This window comes from Pseudomonas sp. T8 (genome assembly GCF_024610635.1).
In the GTDB taxonomy this organism is placed as follows: Bacteria; Pseudomonadota; Gammaproteobacteria; order Pseudomonadales; family Pseudomonadaceae; genus Aquipseudomonas; species Aquipseudomonas chlororaphis_I.
Map to the genome: position 1 here is coordinate 255,944 of NZ_CP102374.1, position 19,018 is coordinate 274,961.

Below are 19,018 nucleotides of genomic sequence, written 5' to 3' on the forward strand. Positions count from 1 at the left end.
TGCGTGCCCAAGGAGAGCGAGATGCGCTATTCAGCCCTGACCCAACGGATCGCCGGCGAAGGTGCCGCGGCCTGGCAGATTCACTACCGCGCCCTGGAGCTGCGCGAGGAGGGCGTCGATGTGCTGCTGCTGACCATCGGCGACCCGGATTTCGACACCCCGCGGCCGATCGTCCAGGCCGCCATCGATAGCCTGCTGGCGGGCGACACCCACTATTCGGAGGTGCGCGGCAACCGCTCGCTGCGCACCCGCATCGCCCACCGGCATGCCACCCGCAGCGGCCAGGCGGTGGACGCCGAGCACGTGGTGGTGCTGCCGGGGGCGCAATGCGCGGTGTTTTCCGTGGCCCAGTGCCTGCTCGACCCCGGCGACGAGGTGCTGGTCGCCGAACCCATGTATGTGACCTACGAAGGGGTGTTCGGTGCCTGCGGGGCCAAGGTGCTGCCGATTCCGGTGCGCCCGGAGAACGGCTTTCGCGTCGAGCCGGCGGCGGTCGCCGCGCGCATCACGCCCAAGACCCGCGCGCTGATGCTCAACAGCCCGAACAACCCCTCCGGCGCCAGCCTGTCCCGGGAAACCTGGCAGGCCCTGGCGCGACTGTGCATCGAGCACGACCTGTGGCTGATCTCCGACGAGGTCTACAGCGACCTGCTGTTCGACGGCGAACACATCAGCCCCGGCAGCCTGCCGGGCATGGCCGAACGCACGGCGACCATCAACAGCCTGTCCAAGTCCCATGCCATGACCGGCTGGCGGGTCGGCTGGGTGGTGGCGCCCCAGGCCCTGGCCGGGCATTTGAGCCATCTGGCGCTGTGCATGCTGTACGGGCTGCCGGATTTCGTGCAGAACGCCGCGGTGGTGGCGCTGGATGCCGACTTGCCGGAGCTGGAGCAGATGCGCGAGGAATATCGCCAGCGTCGCGACCTGGTGTGTGCGCAGCTGAGCCAATGCCCGGGGCTGAAACCGGTCAAGCCCGATGGCGGCATGTTCGTCATGGTCGATGTGCGGGAAACCGGCCTGGGCGCCCAGCAGTTCGCCGAGCTGCTGCTGGAAGGGCACGGCGTCTCGGTGCTCGCCGGCGAGGCCTTCGGCCCCAGCGCGGCGGGGCATATCCGTATCGGTCTGGTGGTGGATCAACAGCGCCTGGCGGACGCCTGCCAACGGATTGTGCGTTGTACCCAGGATCTGCTCGAAGGCCGATCTTCAAAACGCCGCTGACGGTGTGGCCGCCAAGGAAGCCTGTAGGAGCGAGGCTTGCCCGCGATGGTCGTTAACGATTACGCGGACTCACTGGATAAACGCGGCGCTCTCACGTTCATCGCGGGCAAGCCTCGCTCCTACAGGGGGGGGCAGGCCCGGCGAATGCAGGGCTCAGACCGCAGCCTTGCGCCGTTCCCAGGCCTGGGGGTTCACCAGGTTGGCCGGGCGCTGGCCGGCCAGGGCCGCCAGCAGGTTGTCGACGGCGCAGCGAGCCATGGCCTCGCGGGTCTCGAAGGTCGCCGAGCCGATATGCGGGGTGGCCACCACATTGTTCAGCTGCAACAGCGGCGAGTCGTGGCCCAGGGGTTCACGCTCGAACACATCCAGCCCGGCCGCGCGAATCCGCCGTTGTTGCAAGGCCTCGATCAGCGCCTGTTCGTCCACCACCTTGCCCCGGGAAATATTGATGAAGATGCTTTCCGGGCGCATCAGGGCGAACTCTTCGCGGCCGATCAGGCCCTGGGTCTGGTCCGTCAGCGGCAGGGTCAGGCAGATGAAGTCGGCCTGTTGCAGCAGCTCCGGCAGGCTGCAGTAGCGGGCGCCGAAACGCTGCTCCACCGCCGGCTTCGGGCTGTTGCTGTGGTAGATCACCGGCATGCCGAAGCCGAAATGGCCGCGCTGGGCCAGGGCTTCGCCGATCCGCCCCATGCCGATGATGCCCAGGGTCTTGCCGTGCACGTCGCTGCCGAAATGCAGCGGGCCGATATTGCGGTTCCACTGGCCGGCGCGCACCAGGTTGGCCAGCTCCACCACGCGCCGGGCGCTGGCCAGGATCAGGGCGAAACCGGTGTCGGCGGTGGTTTCGGTGAGCACGTCCGGGGTGTTGCTGAGCAGGATGTGGCGTTGGGTCAGGTAGTCGATGTCGTAGTTGTCGACACCCACCGACACGCTGGCCACGGCTTCCAGGTACGGCGCCAGGTCCAGCAGTTCGGCATCCAGGCGCAGGCTGGCGCCGAGCAGGCCCTGGGCCGAGGGCAGGGCGCTGCGCAGCTTGGCCAGGCCCTGGGCGCCGAGGTCTTCGATCAGGGTCACCTGGGCCTGCTCATGCAGGCGGGCCATCAGCGGCGGCGAGAGTTTCTTGTACAGCACGACCTGTTTTTTCATGGGGTTCACCTTGTTCTATTCAGGAATGCGCCAGGCGGCGACGTACTGGCAGCGCGGTGCGCTTACGGTCGCTGGCGCCCGGGTTGAGGAAGATGGTCAGCAGCACCGACAGCAGCAGCGCGCCGCTCATCAGCAGGTAGGAGGCGCCCGGCGAGCCCGTGGCGCTGTTCAGGTAGCCCACCAGGTAGGAGCCGCCGAACGAGCCCAGGGCGCCCATGCTGTTGATCAGCGCCATGGCGCCGCCGGCGACATTGGCCGGGAGGATCTCCGGGACGATGGCGAAGAACGGCCCGTAAGGCGCGTACATGCAGGCACCGGCGATCACCAGCAGGGTGTAGGACCACCAGAAGTGCTCGGCGCCCAGCAGGTAGGAGCCGTAGAAGGCGAAGGAGGCGATCAGCAGCGGCGGCCAGACGAAACGCTTGCGCTTCTGGATCCGGTCCGAGCCCCAGGACACCCCGAGCATGGCGATCACTGCGGCCAGGTAAGGCAGCGCCGACAGCCAGCCGGCCTCGACCATGTCCATCTGCGCGCCGTGCTTGAGGATCGACGGCAGCCACAGCACGAAGCCGTAGACGCCGATGCTCCAGCAGAAGAACTGCAGGGCGAGGATGATCACCTTGGGCGAGCGGAAGGCTTCGGCGTAGTTCTTCACCGCCTTGATGCCCACCTGTTCGGCGGCCAGGGCGCTTTCCAGGTCGAGTTTTTCCTGGTCGCTGAGCCATTTCGCCGCGCTCGGGCGGTCATCGGCCAGGCGCCACCAGATAAAGGCCCAGAGCACCGCCGGCAGGCCTTCGATGATGAACATCCAGCGCCAGCTGAAATGCTCCACCAGGTAGCCCGAGACCACCGACATCCAGAGCATGGTCACCGGGTTGCCGAGGATCAGGAAGGTGTTGGCCCGCGAGCGTTCGGCCCGGGTGAACCAGTGGCACAGGTAGACCAGCATCGCCGGCATTACCGCGGCCTCGACCACCCCGAGCATGAAGCGGATGGCGATCAGCATGTAGGCGTTGGACACCACGCCGGTGAGGGTGGCCAGGCCGCCCCAGAGGATCAGGCTGACGAAGATCAGCTTCTTCACGCTGTGTTTCTGCGCGTAGATCGCCCCCGGTACCTGGAAGAAAAAGTAACCGAGGAAGAACAAGGCGCCCAGCAGGGACGACAGCCCCGGGGTGATCATCAGGTCGGCGGCCATCCCGGAGGCGGCGGCGAACCCGTAGTTGGCGCGGTCCAGGTACGCCAGGCTGTAGGTGATGAACACGATGGGCATGATGTACCACCAGCGGCGGGTGGCGAGTTTCAGCGTTTGCATAAGGGTGCTCCTGAGCTTGTTGTTTTTGTCGCAACAGGTAACGCGTTGGTTCAGTGGTTGTATGGGGTGTTCAAGGGCCGATCGCGAGCAAGCTCGCTCCTACACAAGCATCAACATCTCCTGTAGGAGCGAGCTTGCTCGCGATCGGCCGCGCAGCGGCCACGGGTAATTCATCGCGAGTCGGCAGGCCTTCCATGTCGCCCCGGCTCTGCACCGCGCGGCTGCCGATCCAGTTGGCGCGCTGCACGGCCTCGGCGACGCTGTGGTTCTCCAGCAGGGCGCTGATCAGGCCGACGGCGAAACCGTCGCCGGCGCCCACGGTGTCGACCACCTGGGTCACCGGCACGGCTTCGACGAAACCTTCGTGCAACGGGGTGCGGTAATAGGCGCCATGGGCACCGAGCTTGATCGCCACCGCCTCGACGCCCTGGTCCAGGTAAAACGCGGCGATGTCGGCCGGGTCTTCATAGCCGGTCAGCAGGCGGCCTTCGCTCAGGCCCGGCAGCACCCAATGGGCGAGCACGGCCAGGCGGTTGATTTCGTGGATCATCAGTTTTTCGCTGCCCCACAGGCTGGGCCGCAGGTTCGGGTCGAAGGACACGCTGCGGCCGGCCGCGCGCATTCTGCTCATCAGGCTGTGGGACAGGTCGCGGGCCGAGGCCGAGAGCGCCGGGGGAATGCCGGTGGCGTGCAGGTGACGGGCGCGCAGCAGTTCGGGGGCGATGTCGGCGATGCTCAGGTGGCTGGCCGCCGAACCGCGGCGGAAGTATTCCACCCGCGGATCGTCGCCGTGCTCTTCCAGGGACTTGAGCTGGAAACCGGTGGGGTGTTGCCGGTCGGTGGCGACGAAGCGGCAGTCCACGCCTTCGGCCTGCAGGCTGTCGATGACGAAACGCCCCAGGGAGTCGGCGCCGACCCGGCTCAGCCAGCCGACCTTGAAACCCAGGCGCGACAGGCCGATGGCGACGTTGCTGTCGGCGCCGGCGATGCGTTTGTGGAAGTGGCCGACCCGGGCCAGGTCGCCGCTCTGTTCGGCGACGAACATCGCCATGGTTTCACCGAACGACAGGATATCGAGCTCAGACATGGGCGTGCTCCAGGCGGGACTGGCCAAGGCGGGCGAGGGTGGCGACGTGTTCGCGGGTCAGCTGCACCAGGTCTTCGCCTTGCAGCGGGTATTCCACGGCCCGGGTCACCCCTTGAGTCATGTGCCGCAGCAATTGTTCCCACAGATGCAGGTCGGCCATGCCCGGCGGTATCGCCACCAGCTTGCCGTCGGCACGCCGGGCCACGGCCTTGCAGTGCACGTAGCCGACATAGCGGCCCAGCAGGCGCGCGGCGGCGGAGGCGGACTGGTCCTGCCACTGCCAGTTGCCGATGTCGAAGGTCATCTGCACCGGCAGGCGGTGGCGCTCGACCTCGGCGAAGAAGCGCTGGAAGGGTTCGATGCGCCCGCCGTGCAGGGTCTGGTCGTTTTCCACCAGCAGTTGCACCGGGGACTGCGCCAGCAGCAGGGCCAGCTGGGGCAGGTCGTTGTGCTCGGTGAAATACCCCAGGGATACCTTGAGGCTTTTCGCGCCGAAGGCCTCGGCCCGTTGCAGCGCCTGTTCCAGCAGCGGGTTGGCCCGGGAACGCCCGGCCACCCAGAGTTCCAGCGGCGAAGAAAACACGCTTTCCAGTTGCTGCTCGCGGGTGGCCTGGGCCAGTTGGGACGGGTCTTCGACGGTCAGCAGCTCTTCGCGCCATTCGATGCGCGACGCGCCGGCGGCGGCCAGCACCTCGATGAAACTGCCCTGGCCCTGCTCACGGACGCGGTCGGCGCCGTAGCTGGAAAGGCTGATGGAGACAGGCGATTTATTCATGGTCATGGCCTCTGAAACCGGTTTCATTTGTTCTCAAAAAAAAGCCCCACAAAAGAAGCTCATTTCCCTATCTTCATGCCTGCGCGATCCCTTGTAGCCGCTGCCGAGCGCAGCGAGGCTGCGATCGAGGCCGAAGGACTCGCCAGGCAGGCACCGTGTTTCCCCTGTTCCTGCGAGGTGTCAGGTTTTGCGGCAACTGCGTTGCCGATCGCAGCCTCGCAGGCTCGGCAGCGGCTACACCGGCACCGCGATCCCTGCGCTGCCGAAGGGCAACAACCTTGCCCCGAGTGTTATAGGGTTCCTCGCTGTCGGGTGGAGCCGCGGACGATCAGCTCGGCCGGGAAGTCCAGCACCCGCAGCGGCTCGACATCGCCGCGCAAGCGCTTGAGCAGGCACTCGAAGGCGCTGGCGCCGATGCGTTCGGTGGGCTGGGCGAGGGCGGTGATGCCGGTGCCCACCAGCGGATACCAGTCGAGGTCGTCGAGGGCGATCAGGCCGATCTCGTCGAACAGCGCGCAGCCCAGCTCGCGCAAGGCCCGGGTCGCGGCCAGGGCGGCGACGCCGTTGGCGCAGAACAGGGCTTTCGGCCCGGGGCCGGGGGCGGCGAGGAACGCTTGCAGTTGCTGGTTCAGCGCGGCACCGGTTTCCACCGCCGCGCCTTGCAACGCTGGATGCTGCTGGATCTGCGCCTTGAAGCTGTTGCTGCGCTCGATCCGCGAACTGGTGCCGTCATGGGGTTCGCTGACCAGCAGCAGGTCGCGATAGCCGCGCTCTTGCAGGTGTTCGATGGCGCTGCGCACGGCTTGCGGGTTGTCCAGGCCGACCAGGTCGCTGTGCAGCTGCTCGACCTTGCGGTCCACCAGGACCATGGGCATTTCCCGATGCAGTTCGCGCAGTTCGTCCAGATGATGGCCGAGGGTGTTCACGATCAGCCCTTCGATGTTGTACGAGCGCAGGTTGGCCAGGTGCTGGCGTTCCTGCTCGTCGTCGCGGTCGGTGTTGCACACCACCAGGCTGTAGCCGTGCTGGCGGCAGGCGGTTTCCACGCCATGCATCACGGCAATCGAATAGGGGTTGCGGATATCGGCCACCAGCATGCCGATCAGGCGCGTGCGCCCGCGTTTCAGGCCGCGGGCCATCTGGTTCGGGCGGTAGCCCAGTTCGGCTATCGCCTGTTCGATGCGCAGGGCGATGGCATCGGAGAGCAGGGCGCGGTCTTCGCCGATAAAGCGCGACACGCTGGCCTTGGAGACCCCGGCGCGTTCGGCGACATCGAGCATGGTGACGCGGCTGCGCTGGGCGGCGGAAAAACTGTTCACGGGCGGCGACCTGTCTTTGGCGTTCTTGTTATGGGCGTATCCGTTCCAGGTGCGACGTTCTGCCGCATCGCTGAAACCGGTTTCAGGAAACAGCAAAGCGCTTTCGCCGTCAAGCGCGATCAGCGCCAGCGGGATGAAAAAAATGTCATGCGGCCGAGCGCGGGTGGTCCTCTTTGGCAGAGGAAAGCGTCTGGCACCTGCGTTGCAGGTGATCGCGGGCAAGCCTCGCTCCTACAGAGAACTCACAAGTCTGTAGGAGCGAGCGGGCGGCGATCCGACTTGCCCGCGATAAGGACTACGCGGTGTCGTTGAAAAAAAGCTATTCGAGGCAGCCCCGCAGGTAGTCGAGCAGGACGCCATACAGCGCATCCACCTCCGGCGCCAGGCCCCGGGCCCGCAGGCAGCCATGCACCAGGCCGAGGCCCGGGTACAGCTGGCTGTGGCCGCCGGCGGCGAGCAACCGTTGGTGATACAGCGCGCCGTCGTCGCGCAGCGGGTCGAACTGCGCCAGGGCGATAAAGGCGGCGGGCAGGCCACTGAAATCCGTGGCCAGCAAGGGCCGGGCATAGGGCGAACGCTGGCTCGGGCCGGGCAAATACAGGGCCTGGTAGGCGTCCAGGTCGTTGCTGCCGAGCAGGGGCGCGTCGGCGCACTGGCTGCGCGAGGGCAGGTCGGCGGCGCTACCGAGGCCGGGGTACAGCAGCACCTGGGCGGCGGGCAAGGGGTCGCCGGCATCGCGCAGGGCCAGGCACAAGGCCGCGGCGAGGTTGCCGCCGGCGCTGTCGCCGATCACCAGCTGTCGCCGGGCGTCCAGGGCAAAGGGGCTGGCGCCGGCCTGCAAGGCGCGCCAGGCCGCCAGGCAATCGTCGAAGGCGGCGGGAAACGGATGCTCGGGCGCCAGGCGGTAATCCACGGCAACCACCAGCACCTGCAGCTGCGCCGCCAGGTAGGCGGTGATGAAATCGTGGGAATCCAGGTCGCCCACCACCCAGCCGCCCCCGTGCAGGTACAGCAGGCAGGGCCAGCCATCCGCGGGTGTCGGGCTGGTGGGGCAATAGGCGCGAGCCGGGACCCCGGCCAGTCGCAATCCGCTGACCCGCAGGCCGTCGGGACGGGGCGGGGTGAACGCCTGGCACATGCGGCTGTAGCTGTCGCGCCAGCCCTTGAAGCTGTTGTCGGGGCTGGTGAAACTCTGCGTCCTGGCGACGAAGGCGGCGAGTTCGGGGGAGAGCGGGTAGTGGCGCATGGGCGGGGGATGTCCGTTGTCGGGGCGGGCGTCATCGCGGGCAAGCCTCGCTCCTACGGGATCACATTGCTTCTGTAGGAGCGAGCGGGCGGCGATCCGGCTTGCCCGCGATCAGGCTATTTCAGGCTGGCCTGCACAGCCGCCACGCCATCCTTGCCGTCGAAGCTGCTGACCCCGGCCAGCCAGCGTTGCAGGTCCTCGGGGTGCTCGCGCAGCCATTGCCGCGCCACGTCCTGGGGCGTCTTGCGTTCCATGATTGGCACCATCAACTGGCTTTCCTGGGCCGCGCTGAAGGTCAGGTTTTCCAGCAGGCGCTGGACGTTGGGGCAGCGCTCGGCGAAGTCCGGCGCGGTGACGGTGGACACGCTGGCCGCGCCTTCGTTGGGGCCGTAGACGTCTTCGCTGCCGGTCAGGTATTCGATCCGCATATTGATGTTCATCGGGTGCGGGGTCCAGCCGACGAAGACCACGAACTCCTTGCGGTTGATCGCCCGTTGCACTGCCGCGAGCATACCGGCCTCGCCGGACTCCACCAGCTTGAAGCCCTTGAGGCCGAAGCGGTCACTGTCGATCATCGTCTTGATCGTGGTGTTGGCGCCGCTGCCGGGCTCGATGCCATAGATCTTGCCGCCCAGTTGCTCCTTGAAGCGGGCGATGTCGGCAAAGGTCTTCAGGCCCGCGGCGGCAACATAGTCCGGCACGGCGAGGGTGGCCTGGGCGTCGGCCAGGCTCGGCTTATCCAGGACCTTGACCTGCCCGGCCTCGAGGAACGGCGCGATGTTCTTGTCCATCGCCGGTTTCCAGTAGCCGAGGAAGATGTCCAGGCGCTTGTCGCGGATGCCGGCAAAGATGATCTGCTGCACCGCGCTGGTCTGTTTGCTGTCGTAGCCCAGGCCGGTCAGCAGCACATCGGCCATGCCGCTGGTGGCGATGACGTCGGTCCAGTTGACCACGCCCATGCGTACGGTCTTGCAGGAAGCGGGCTCGCTGGCCCAGGCATTGGCGCCGAGCAGCAGGGCGCCGCAGAGAAGCGGGAGACAAGGCTTGAACAGGGTTTTCATCACAGGGTCTCGTCCGGCAGGTCGTTATTGTCAAAGGCGGCGTCTTGTTGCGCCGTGCCCACCACTTTAGGTAACGCAGACCGTTATGAAAGCGCCCTGAGGCGACCGGCTCTTGCACTGGGGCGACTCAGTTCAGGCCCACAGGCTGGCCCAGGCCGAGGCCAGCAGCAATAGCGCCATGCCCTGGTTGAAACGCTGCATGGCCCGCGGCGAGCGCAGCAGCTGGGCGGAGCCGGCGCCGAGCAGCGCCCAGGTGCCGAGGCAGGGCAGGGACACCAGGAAAAACACCAGCGACAGGTACAGCACCCGGCCCTGGTGTTCGCTGCCGTTGCCGGCGAACACGCTGGCCACGACCAGGGCCATCATCCAGGTTTTCGGGTTGACCAGTTGCAGGCTGGCGGCGCCGAGCAGGCCCAGGCGTCGGTGTGGGGTATCGGCCTGTGGGTCGAGGGACGGGGCCGGGGCGCGGAAGATCTGCCAGGCCAGGTAGCTCAGCCAGATCACCCCGGCCCAGCGCATGGCACTCGGCAGCCCGGGCACTTCCATCAGCGTGCGGCCGAGGCCGCTGCCCACCAGCATGACGATGCCGGCGGCGGCCACGCAGGCGCCGAGCACGATCGGCAGCGCGGCCTTGAAGCCGTAGCGGGCGCTGTTGCTCAGCACCAGGATATTGGTCGGCCCCGGGGTGATCGAGGCGACGAAGGTGAACAGCAGGAAGGGCAGCAGGGTGGATAGGGAAGACAACATCGCAGGCAGGCTCCAGTGAAGATCGATGAAGGCGATCTTCGCCGGCGCGGGTTCAGGCGTCTGGAAGGTTTGAGCAGCGCTTGCGGTAGGCCGCCGGGGTCAGGCCGTAGGCGCGGACGAACCAGCGACCCATATGGCTCTGGTCGGCGAACCCCAGGGCCATGGCCACCTCGGCCGGTTGTGCGCCTCGGGCCAGCAGGCGCCGGGCCTTGGCCAGGCGCAATTGCACCAGGTAGGCGTGGGGCGGCAGGCCATAGGCGGCCTTGAAGGCGCGGGTCAGGCGGAAGCGGTCGACGCCACAGACCGCGCCCAATTCGTCCAGGCTGATGTCCTGCTGGGCATGGGCATGCAGGTAGTCGCGGGCCTTGTGCGCCACCAGCGGCAGGCGCGGGTCCTGGTGGTAGCGCTTGCGCCAGTGCAGGTGCCCGGTGAGCTGGTCGAGCAGTTGGTCCATGGCACTCTGGCGGACGATGCGCAGCTCGCCGTGGTGCAGGCTGTGGAAGGCCGTGCTGGTGGCCTGGGCCAGGCGCTGGTCGCTGGCCAGGGTGCTGGCGAAACTCAGCTGGCTGTCGGCCGGCGCCTCTTCGAACAACGCGCTCAGCTCACGCTCCAGCCACTGCGGGTCGAGGTACAGCATGCGGTAGGTGAAGCCGCCTTCGGTGGGCGCGTCGCCGTCGTGGATTTCCCCGGGTTCGAGCAAAAACACCTTGCCCGGGGTGCTGTGAAAACGCTCGCGCCGACAGTGGAATTGCTGCACGCCTTCCTCGGTCACACCCACCAGGTAGCTGTCATGCCAGTGGGGGTCGTAGGCATGGCCGGTGAAATGGGCGCGCAGGGTCTCGATGCCGGTGTCGGCGTCCTGGGCCAGATCGATCCAGTTGTGCGCGTTCATGGAATATCCGTGACGAGGGCGGGAACGCCAGTTAGCGCCCGCCGGCCGGGGCAGATCTAGAACATTTGTGCGGCATCAGCCGAACAGCCCGGCGGCGATGTTGATGGAAAACCCGAGGATCGCGGTGTTGAACAGAAAACCGATCAGCGACTGGGCCAGGACGATCTTGCGCAACTCGCGGGTGGCGACGCCGACGTCGGAGGTCTGCACCGCCACGCCGATGGTGAAGGAGAAGTACAGGAAGTCCCAGTAGTTGGGGGTGGTCAGGCCTTCGGCGAAACGCAGGGCCGGGCCCTTGCCGCCCCAGGTGTAGTAGAGGCGGGCGTAGTGCACGCTGAAGATCACCCCGATCAGCAACCAGGAACCCAGCACCGTGAGGCCGGTAAAGGCGTAATGCAGCAGGCGTCGGCCGGTTTCCAGGTCCTTGCTGCCGGCCAGCGAGAAGGTGATGGCGGCGAGGCTGGCGATGGCCGCGATGCACACCATGAACAGCACCAGCCCGGCGTTTTCGTCCTCGACCTCGGCGATGCGTTTCACGTCGTCGGCCCTGGACCGTGCGGTGAGCCAGCACATCAGCGCCAGGTAGCTCCAGACCCCGGCGTTCCAGCCGATGAGAATCTTGCTGATCAAGGTGTCGGCCGGCACCAGGATGCCCGCGGCCAGGCCGATAAAGGCGCCGATAGTCAGGCGAGGGTGGGTACGTACAAGAAGGGACATGACGGCTCGCTGTGGCGGATTTGCCGCAAACCTTAGCATGCCGGCCCTGTAGCCGCAGGGCCGGCGGCACCCTGCGGTCACATAGGTCTTCTTCTGTAGGAGCGAAGCTTGCTCGCGATAAGTCCTCAACAATAACGCGGTGCGTTGAAGACCCGCCGCATGACTATTCGGCTGCTCCTGGCGCCGTGACGCCCGCTTGTTTGTCACTGCGGCGCCTGACCAGCTTCATCACCACCACGAAGAACACCGGCACGAACACCACTGCGAGGGTCGCGGTGATCATGCCGCCGATCACCCCGGTACCGATGGCCTGCTGGCTGGCCGAGCTGGCGCCGCTGGCGATGGCCAGGGGCACCACGCCGAGGATGAACGCCAGCGAGGTCATGACGATCGGCCGCAGGCGCAGGCGCGCGGCCTGCACCGTGGCGTCCACCAGGTCGTGGCCTTCGTCGTACAGGCTCTTGGCGAACTCGATGATCAGGATCGCGTTTTTCGCCGACAGGCCGATGATGGTGATCAGCCCGACCTTGAAGAACACGTCGTTGGGCATGCCGCGCAGGGTCACCGCCAGTACCGCGCCGAGTACGCCCAGGGGCACCACCAGCAGCACCGAGGTGGGAATCGACCAGCTTTCGTACAGCGCCGCCAGGCACAGGAACACGATCAGCAGCGACAGCCCCAGGAGCAGCGGCGCCTGGCTGCCGGACAGGCGTTCCTGCAGCGACAGGCCGGTCCATTCCTGGCCCAGGCCGGCCGGCAGCTGGCTGACCAGGCGCTCGATTTCCGCCATGGCCTCGCCGGTGCTGTGGCCCGCGCTCGGCTCGCCGGAAATGCTGATGGCCGGGTAGCCGTTGTAGCGGGTCAGCTGGGTCGGGCCCTGGGTCCAGCGCGCCTGGGCAAAGGCCGACAGCGGCACCATCTTGCCGAGGTTGTTGCGCACATGGATCTTCAGCAGGTCTTCCACCTGGCTGCGTCGATCGCCCTCGGCCTGGACCACCACCCGCTGCATCCGCCCCTGGTTGGGGAAGTCGTTGATGTAGCTGGAACCGACCGCGGTGGACAGCACATTGCCGATGTCGGCAAAGGACACGCCCAGGGCATTGGCCTGCTTGCGGTCGACTTCCAGGTGCACCTGCGGCGCCTCGGCCAGGGCGCTTTCGCGCACGTTGGTAAGGATCGGGCTCTTTTCCGCAGCGGCCAGCAGCTCGGTGCGGGCTTGCATCAACGCGGCATGGCCGATGCCGCCGCGGTCCTGCAGGCGGAACTCGAAGCCGCTGGAGGTGCCCAGGCCGTCCACCGGCGGTGGCAGCACGGCGTAGGAAACCGCGTCCTTGATTTCACTGAAGGCGGCGTTGGCCCGGTCGGCGATGGATTGCGCCGAATCGTCGCTGCCGCGCTGTGACCAGTCCTTGAGGGTGGTGAAGGTCAATGCGGCGTTCTGCCCGCTGCCGGAGAAGCTGAAGCCGAGAATCACCGTACTGTCGCCGACCCCCGGTTCGCTGGCGTTGTGCGCCTCGATCTGCTCCACCACCTGGATCGTGCGGTTCTTGCTAGCGCCCGGTGGCAGCTGGATGTCGGTGATGGTGTAGCCCTGGTCTTCCACCGGCAGGAACGAAGAGGGCAGGCGGCTGAACAGCAGCCCCAGGCCCACCAGCAGCACCCCATACACCAGCAGGTAGCGGCCGCAGCGTTTCAGCGCATAGGCGACCCAGCGCTGGTAGCCGTCGCTGAGGTGTTCGAAGCGCCGGTTGAACCAGCCGAAGAAGCCGCCTTTTTCATGGTGCTCGCCCTTGGCGATCGGCTTGAGCAGGGTGGCGCACAGGGCCGGGGTCAGGGTCAGGGCGAGGAAGGCCGAGAACAGGATCGAGGTGGCCATCGACAGCGAGAACTGCTGGTAGATGACGCCCACCGAACCTGGCATGAAGGCCATCGGCAGGAACACCGCCACCAGCACCAGGGTGATGCCGATGATGGCGCCGGTGATCTGCTGCATCGCCTTGCGCGTCGCCTCCCGGGGCGACAGGCCCTCGCTGACCATGATCCGCTCGACGTTCTCCACCACCACGATGGCGTCGTCCACCAGGATGCCGATGGCCAGGACCATGCCGAACATGGTCAGCACGTTGATCGAGAAACCCAGCGCCAGCATGGTGGCGAAGGTGCCCATCAGCGCCACCGGTACCACCAGAGTCGGGATCAGCGTGTAGCGGATGTTCTGCAGGAACAGGAACATCACCGCGAACACCAGCAGCATGGCTTCGCCCAGGGTGTAGATCACCTTGGTGATCGAGACCTTGACGAAGGGCGAGGTGTCGTAGGGGATCTTGTATTCCACGCCGGCCGGGAAGTAGCGCGACAGCTCGTCCATCTTCGCCCGGATCAGGGTCGCGGTGTTCAGGGCATTGGCCCCCGGCGACAGCTGCACGCCGACCGCGGTGGAAGGCTTGCCGTTGAGGCGGGTGGAGAACTGGTATTCCTGGCTGCCGACTTCCACCCGGGCGACATCGCCGACGCGCACGGTGGAGCCGTCCGGATTGGCTCGCAGGACGATGTCGGCGAACTCTTCCGGGGTCGACAGCTGGCCCTTGACCAGCACCGTGGCGGTGATTTCCTGGCTCGAACTGCCCGGCAGGTCGCCGATGCTGCCGGCCGAGACCTGGGCGTTCTGCGCGACGATCGCCGCGTTGACGTCGGCCGGGGTCAGGTTGAAGCCGATCAGCTTCTGCGGGTCGATCCACACCCGCATGGCGCGCTCGGCGCCGTACAGCTGGGCCTTGCCGACCCCGTCCAGGCGGCGGATCTCGTTCATCACGTTACGCGCCAGGTAGTCGCTGAGCGCGGTGTCGTCGAGCTTGCCATCGTTGGAGGTGAGGGTGATCAGCAGCAGGAAGCCGGCCGAGACCTTTTCCACCTGCAAGCCTTGCTGGGTCACCGCTTGCGGCAGGCGCGGCTCCACCACCTTGAGGCGGTTCTGCACGTCGACCTGGGCCATTTCCGGGTTGGTGCCCGGCTGGAAGGTGGCAGTGATGGTGGCACTGCCCAGGCTGCTCTGGGACGAGAAATACAGCAGGTGATCGGCGCCGTTGAGCTCTTCCTCGATCAGGCTGACCACGCTTTCGTCCACGGTCTGCGCCGAGGCGCCCGGGTACACGGCGTAGATCTCGATGCTCGGCGGGGCGACGTCGGGGTACTGCGCCACCGGCAACTGCGGGATGGAGAGGGCGCCGGCCAGCAGGATAAACAGGGCGACCACCCAGGCGAACACCGGACGGTCGATAAAGAATTGCGGCATGAGGGTTCCTACCTACTGTCCAGTGGTCTGGGCAAGGGGAAGAGGGCTGTCGTCGATCTGCACCTTTTCGCCCGGACGGGCGTGCTGCAGGCCCTCGACGACGATACGGTCGCCGGCCTGGAGGCCGTCGCTGACGATCCAGCGGTCCTTTTGCGCGGCGCCCAGTTGCACCGGGCGCTGCACCACCCGCTGCTCGGCATCCACCAGCAGCACCTGGGCGATGCCGGCGCTGTCGCGCTGGATGGCGCGCTGCGGCACGCTGATGCCCTGGCGGTTCACCGCCTGCTCCAGGCGCACGCGAATGAAGCTGCCGGGCAGCAGGTCGAGGTCCGGGTTGGGGAACTCGCTGCGCAGGATGATCTGGCCGGTGCTCGGGTCGACGCTGATGTCGGCGAACAGCAGCTTGCCCGGCAGCGGGTAGAGGCTGCCGTCGTCCTGGATCAGCGTGGCCTTGGCCTGGTCCTGGCCGACCTGCTGCAACTGGCCGGCGCGGAAGGCCCGGCGCAGGTCGTTGAGCTCGCGGGTCGACTGGGTGAGGTCGGCGTGGATCGGGTCCAGTTGCTGGATCAGCGCCAGCGGCGTGGTTTCGTTCTGGCCCACCAGCGCGCCCTCGGTGACCAGGGCGCGGCCGACGCGCCCGGAGATCGGTGCGGTGACGGTGGCGTAGCCCAGGTTCAGCCGGGCGCGCTGCACGGCGGCCTGGTTGGCCGCCACCTCGGCGGCGGTCTGGCGCGCGTTGGCCCGGGCGTTGTCGTATTCCTGGGCGCTGATGGCCTTGTCTTCGATCAACTGGGCGTAGCGCTGCTCCTGCAGCCGCGCCTGGAAGGCATTGGCCTCGGCCTTGCGCAGGCTGGCCAGGGCGCTGTCGAGGTCGGCCTTGAACGGTGCCGGGTCAATGCGAAACAGTACGTCGCCCTGCTTGACGTCGGTGCCTTCGCGGAAGGTCCGTTGCAGCACCACGCCGGCCACCCGCGCACGGACCTCGGCGATGCGCGGCGCGGCGATGCGCCCGCTCAGTTCGCTGCTGATCGACAGCGGGCGAGTTTCGATGGTTTCGATCCGGACCTTGGCCAACGGCGCCTGTTCCTCGGCGGTGGAGGCCTTGTCACAAGCGCTCAGCGCGGCTGCCAGCAACAACAGGCAGAACGGCGCAAACAGGTTTTTCGACATGCTGATACCCCAATGATGACTGCGGCATGCTAAGGGCAAGCCGCAAGAACCGCTGTGAAGCTGTGTAGGTGCTGTGTGAAAAAGTGTGAAGCGAATGCTCGGGCGCGCGCGAGGTTGTATATCCTTTGTGCCTCGCTGATCGGGCGACGGCTTTCCAGGGAACACTCCAAGGAACGTTGTCGCTGTGTTTTTCTTCACTCAAAGACGCTCATTCCCATGCCCAACATTCTTCTGGTCGAAGACGACCCCGCGCTCTCTGAACTGATCGCCAGTTACCTGGAGCGCAACGGCTATCAGGTCAATGTCATCAGCCGCGGCGACCAGGTGCGTGAACGGGCGCGGGTCAATCCGCCGGACCTGGTGATTCTCGACCTGATGCTGCCGGGCCTGGACGGCCTGCAGGTCTGCCGCCTGCTGCGGGCCGACTCGGCGTCGCTGCCGATCCTGATGCTGACCGCCCGTGATGATAGCCACGATCAGGTGCTGGGTCTGGAAATGGGCGCCGACGATTATGTGACAAAACCGTGCGAGCCGCGCGTGCTGCTGGCGCGGGTGCGTACCCTGTTGCGCCGCAGCAGCCTCGGCGAGCCGCAGACCGCCAGCGACCGGATCCTCATGGGTAACCTGTGCATCGACCTGTCGGAGCGCACCGTGAGCTGGCGCGATCAATTGGTGGAACTGTCCAGCGGCGAGTACAACCTGCTGGTGGTGCTGGCCCGGCATGCCGGCGAGGTGCTGAGCCGCGACCAGATCCTGCAACGCCTGCGGGGCATCGAGTTCAACGGCACCGACCGCTCGGTGGACGTGGCGATTTCCAAGCTGCGGCGCAAGTTCGACGACCACGCCGGCGAGGCGCGCAAGATCAAGACCGTATGGGGCAAGGGCTACCTGTTCAGCCGTTCCGAATGGGAATGCTGAGTCGATGCTGAGAATCCTGATTCGGCTGTACCTGGTGACCATCGTCTCGTTCAGCGCGGCGATCTACCTGGTCCCGGAGCTGGTGGTGAAGGTCTTCCACGAGCGTTTCATCACCTACAACCTGGACTATTCCCGGGGCCTGCAAAGCCTGATCGTCAAACAGTTTCGCGGCGTACCCGCAGAGCAGTGGCCGGCCCTGGCCGCGGAAATGGACCAGGAGTTCCAGCCGCTGCACATCGTCCTGACCCGCAACGACGATGCCGATTTCACCCTGTACGAGCGCGAACGCCTGCAACGCGGCGAGAACGTGGTGCGGGTCGGCGACTGGGGCTGGCGCACCCTCGCGGTGGCGCCGCTGGACGAGCAGATGGCGGTGCAGATGGTGGTGCCGCCGGACCCGATCGACGTCAGCCTGCTGTACTGGAGCATCAACGTGCTGATCGGCGCGACCATGCTTGCCTGCCTGTTGCTCTGGCTGCGGCCGCACTGGCGCGACCTGGAACGCCTGAAACACGCCGCCGAGCGCTTCGGCAAGGGCCACTTGAGCGAGCGCACGCAGATCCCCTCGAGCTCCAACATCGGCAGCCTGGCCAATGTCTTCGACACCATGGCCGGCGACATCGAAAACCTGCTCAACCAGCAACGCGACCTGCTCAACGCGGTGTCCCACGAGCTGCGCACGCCCTTGACCCGGCTCGACTTCGGCCTGGCCCTGGCGCTGTCCGACGACCTGCCGGCGACCAGCCGCGAGCGCCTGCAAGGGCTGGTGGCGCATATCCGCGAGCTCGACGAACTGGTGCTCGAGCTGCTGTCCTACAGCCGGTTGCAGATCCCGGCGCAGTTGCCGGAGCAGGTCGAGGTGTCGCTGGACGAGTTCATCGACAGCATCCTCGGCAGCGTCGACGACGAGCTGGAATCCCCGGACATCGTCATCGATGTGTTGCTGCTCGGCAGCCTGGAGCGTTTCACCCTCGATCCGCGGCTGACCGCCCGGGCGATCCAGAACCTGCTGCGCAACGCCATGCGTTATTGCGAAAAGCGCATCAAGGTCGGGGTGCAGGTCAGCGACAGCGGCTGTGAAATCTGGGTCGACGACGATGGCATCGGCATTCCCGACGATGAGCGCGAGCGGGTGTTCGAGCCTTTCTACCGCCTGGACCGCAGCCGCGATCGCGCCACCGGCGGCTTCGGCCTCGGCCTGGCGATCAGCCGCCGGGCCCTGGAAGCCCAGGGCGGGACCCTGACCGTCGAGGCCTCGCCGCTGGGCGGTGCGCGTTTCCGCCTGTGGCTGCCGACGCCGGCCTGAGCCATGCCGGGCATTCCCAGCGACGGGAAGGCCCGGCAGTCGGCGTTATGGAAGAGGCTGCATCAGCACAGCGCGGTCGGCTGTAGCTCGCTGGCCTTGATCAGGTTCACGCCTGCCGCGCGCATCTGCCGGGTGGCCTTGTCCAGCGAGCCGTCCATGTCGATGGCCCGGCAGGCATCGACGATCACGAAGGTATTGAAGCCCGCCGCCCGCGCATCCAGCGCCGACCAGGCCACGCAGTAGTCCAGGGCCAGCCCCACCAGATACACCGTGTCGATGCCGCGCTGGCTCAGGTAGCCGGCCAGGCCGGTCGTGGTGCTGCGGTCCGCCTCGACGAAGGCCGAGTAACTGTCGATATCCGGATTGCAACCCTTGCGCAGGATCAGCTGGGCATGGGGCAGGTTGAGTTTCGGGTGCAGTTCGGCGCCACGGCTGGCCTGCACGCAATGGTCCGGCCAGAGCACCTGCGGGCCATAGGGCAGCTGGATGATGTCGTTCGGCGCGTGGCCTTCGTGGCTGGAGGCGAACGAGATATGCCCGGCCGGGTGCCAGTCCTGGGCGATCACCACCTGCTTGAAGTGGCCGCCCAGACGATTGATCAAGGGCACGATCTGGTCGCCCCCCGGCACCGCCAGCGCGCCGCCGGGGATGAAGTCGTTCTGTACGTCGATGACCAGCAGCGCCTTGCGTGAGCGACGGCTGCTGGAGGTTTTGGTCGTAGGCATGTGCAAGCTCCCTGAGGTTGAACGATCAGTCCATTCTCCGAGAGCATAGCGCGCCCGGTCCATGGCACCGCTCCGCCGGTCAGG

16 protein-coding genes are annotated in these 19,018 nt (G+C 66.7%); 3 read left to right on the forward strand and 13 right to left on the reverse strand.

All coding sequences use genetic code 11. The features are described 5' to 3' along the window. Positions 1 to 21: 21 nt before the first annotated feature. Entirely contained in the window at positions 22 to 1,218 is a 1,197-nt protein-coding gene (locus NRG23_RS01160; protein ID WP_028682555.1) for a pyridoxal phosphate-dependent aminotransferase, read from the forward strand. 153 nt (positions 1,219 to 1,371) lie between these two features. Here the strand turns inward: NRG23_RS01160 and NRG23_RS01165 are convergent, their stop codons facing one another. From NRG23_RS01165 to NRG23_RS01220, 12 genes are all read right to left on the reverse strand, one after another. Then, on the reverse strand, positions 1,372 to 2,364 hold the full coding sequence (locus NRG23_RS01165; protein WP_041983458.1) for a D-glycerate dehydrogenase: 993 nt from the start codon (positions 2,362 to 2,364) through the stop codon (positions 1,372 to 1,374). Positions 2,365 to 2,383: 19 nt separating this feature from the next. Beyond that, complete coding sequence (locus tag NRG23_RS01170; protein ID WP_135006651.1) at positions 2,384 to 3,679, reverse strand: MFS transporter; 1,296 nt, start codon at positions 3,677 to 3,679, stop codon at positions 2,384 to 2,386. A gap of 70 nt (positions 3,680 to 3,749) precedes the next feature. Continuing rightward, the gene (locus NRG23_RS01175; protein ID WP_257373526.1) at positions 3,750 to 4,766 is read right to left on the reverse strand and encodes a sugar kinase; all 1,017 of its coding nucleotides are present in this window, start codon (positions 4,764 to 4,766) and stop codon (positions 3,750 to 3,752) included. Next, positions 4,759 to 5,541, reverse strand: a complete 783-nt coding sequence (locus NRG23_RS01180; RefSeq protein ID WP_029526986.1) for a sugar phosphate isomerase/epimerase — start codon at positions 5,539 to 5,541, stop codon at positions 4,759 to 4,761. Before NRG23_RS01180 ends, NRG23_RS01175 begins: the two co-directional genes overlap by 8 nt. Positions 5,542 to 5,831: 290 nt before the next feature. Then, the gene (locus tag NRG23_RS01185; protein WP_110176972.1) at positions 5,832 to 6,860 is read right to left on the reverse strand and encodes a LacI family DNA-binding transcriptional regulator; all 1,029 of its coding nucleotides are present in this window, start codon (positions 6,858 to 6,860) and stop codon (positions 5,832 to 5,834) included. Between the two features lie 319 nt (positions 6,861 to 7,179). After that, complete coding sequence (locus NRG23_RS01190; RefSeq protein ID WP_257373527.1) at positions 7,180 to 8,106, reverse strand: alpha/beta hydrolase; 927 nt, start codon at positions 8,104 to 8,106, stop codon at positions 7,180 to 7,182. 116 nt (positions 8,107 to 8,222) lie between these two features. Further along, on the reverse strand, positions 8,223 to 9,167 hold the full coding sequence (locus tag NRG23_RS01195) for a choline ABC transporter substrate-binding protein (RefSeq protein WP_257373528.1): 945 nt from the start codon (positions 9,165 to 9,167) through the stop codon (positions 8,223 to 8,225). 132 nt (positions 9,168 to 9,299) lie between these two features. After that, positions 9,300 to 9,914: a LysE family translocator gene (locus tag NRG23_RS01200; protein WP_110176345.1), complete on the reverse strand. Its 615-nt coding sequence runs from the start codon at positions 9,912 to 9,914 to the stop codon at positions 9,300 to 9,302. A 52-nt stretch (positions 9,915 to 9,966) separates the two neighbouring features. Beyond that, the gene (locus NRG23_RS01205; RefSeq protein ID WP_009049288.1) at positions 9,967 to 10,806 is read right to left on the reverse strand and encodes an AraC family transcriptional regulator; all 840 of its coding nucleotides are present in this window, start codon (positions 10,804 to 10,806) and stop codon (positions 9,967 to 9,969) included. Positions 10,807 to 10,881: 75 nt separating this feature from the next. After that, entirely contained in the window at positions 10,882 to 11,523 is a 642-nt protein-coding gene (locus tag NRG23_RS01210; RefSeq protein WP_101282619.1) for a DUF1345 domain-containing protein, read from the reverse strand. A 163-nt stretch (positions 11,524 to 11,686) separates the two neighbouring features. Continuing rightward, on the reverse strand, positions 11,687 to 14,815 hold the full coding sequence (locus tag NRG23_RS01215; protein WP_096374464.1) for an efflux RND transporter permease subunit: 3,129 nt from the start codon (positions 14,813 to 14,815) through the stop codon (positions 11,687 to 11,689). Between the two features lie 12 nt (positions 14,816 to 14,827). Next, positions 14,828 to 15,985, reverse strand: a complete 1,158-nt coding sequence (locus NRG23_RS01220) for an efflux RND transporter periplasmic adaptor subunit (RefSeq protein WP_009049285.1) — start codon at positions 15,983 to 15,985, stop codon at positions 14,828 to 14,830. A gap of 216 nt (positions 15,986 to 16,201) precedes the next feature. Between NRG23_RS01220 and NRG23_RS01225 the strand changes: the two genes are divergently transcribed. Both NRG23_RS01225 and NRG23_RS01230 read left to right on the forward strand, forming a co-directional pair. Continuing rightward, positions 16,202 to 16,903, forward strand: a complete 702-nt coding sequence (locus NRG23_RS01225) for a response regulator transcription factor (protein ID WP_007926528.1) — start codon at positions 16,202 to 16,204, stop codon at positions 16,901 to 16,903. 4 nt (positions 16,904 to 16,907) lie between these two features. Continuing rightward, the gene (locus tag NRG23_RS01230) at positions 16,908 to 18,209 is read left to right on the forward strand and encodes an ATP-binding protein (RefSeq protein ID WP_016704152.1); all 1,302 of its coding nucleotides are present in this window, start codon (positions 16,908 to 16,910) and stop codon (positions 18,207 to 18,209) included. Positions 18,210 to 18,271: 62 nt separating this feature from the next. Here NRG23_RS01230 and pncA read toward each other — a convergent pair whose 3' ends face one another. Beyond that, entirely contained in the window at positions 18,272 to 18,934 is a 663-nt protein-coding gene (pncA, locus tag NRG23_RS01235; protein ID WP_016704153.1) for a bifunctional nicotinamidase/pyrazinamidase, read from the reverse strand. Between the last annotated feature and the right edge of the window lie 84 nt (positions 18,935 to 19,018).

What these genes read in the sequence shown, in the direction of transcription:
- NRG23_RS01210 (WP_101282619.1), bottom strand. Translation starts at nt 11,523, where the DNA reads ATGTCCCTTCTTGTACGTACCCACCCTCGCCTGACTATCGGCGCCTTT.
- NRG23_RS01200 (WP_110176345.1), bottom strand. Translation starts at nt 9,914, where the DNA reads ATGTTGTCTTCCCTATCCACCCTGCTGCCCTTCCTGCTGTTCACCTTC.
- NRG23_RS01225 (WP_007926528.1), top strand. Translation starts at nt 16,202, where the DNA reads ATGCCCAACATTCTTCTGGTCGAAGACGACCCCGCGCTCTCTGAACTG.
- NRG23_RS01220 (WP_009049285.1), bottom strand. Translation starts at nt 15,985, where the DNA reads ATGTCGAAAAACCTGTTTGCGCCGTTCTGCCTGTTGTTGCTGGCAGCC.
- NRG23_RS01190 (WP_257373527.1), bottom strand. Translation starts at nt 8,106, where the DNA reads ATGCGCCACTACCCGCTCTCCCCCGAACTCGCCGCCTTCGTCGCCAGG.
- NRG23_RS01230 (WP_016704152.1), top strand. Translation starts at nt 16,908, where the DNA reads ATGCTGAGAATCCTGATTCGGCTGTACCTGGTGACCATCGTCTCGTTC.
- NRG23_RS01165 (WP_041983458.1), bottom strand. Translation starts at nt 2,364, where the DNA reads ATGAAAAAACAGGTCGTGCTGTACAAGAAACTCTCGCCGCCGCTGATG.
- NRG23_RS01160 (WP_028682555.1), top strand. Translation starts at nt 22, where the DNA reads ATGCGCTATTCAGCCCTGACCCAACGGATCGCCGGCGAAGGTGCCGCG.
- NRG23_RS01205 (WP_009049288.1), bottom strand. Translation starts at nt 10,806, where the DNA reads ATGAACGCGCACAACTGGATCGATCTGGCCCAGGACGCCGACACCGGC.
- pncA (WP_016704153.1), bottom strand. Translation starts at nt 18,934, where the DNA reads ATGCCTACGACCAAAACCTCCAGCAGCCGTCGCTCACGCAAGGCGCTG.
- NRG23_RS01180 (WP_029526986.1), bottom strand. Translation starts at nt 5,541, where the DNA reads ATGAATAAATCGCCTGTCTCCATCAGCCTTTCCAGCTACGGCGCCGAC.
- NRG23_RS01170 (WP_135006651.1), bottom strand. Translation starts at nt 3,679, where the DNA reads ATGCAAACGCTGAAACTCGCCACCCGCCGCTGGTGGTACATCATGCCC.
- NRG23_RS01175 (WP_257373526.1), bottom strand. Translation starts at nt 4,766, where the DNA reads ATGTCTGAGCTCGATATCCTGTCGTTCGGTGAAACCATGGCGATGTTC.
- NRG23_RS01195 (WP_257373528.1), bottom strand. Translation starts at nt 9,167, where the DNA reads ATGAAAACCCTGTTCAAGCCTTGTCTCCCGCTTCTCTGCGGCGCCCTG.
- NRG23_RS01215 (WP_096374464.1), bottom strand. Translation starts at nt 14,815, where the DNA reads ATGCCGCAATTCTTTATCGACCGTCCGGTGTTCGCCTGGGTGGTCGCC.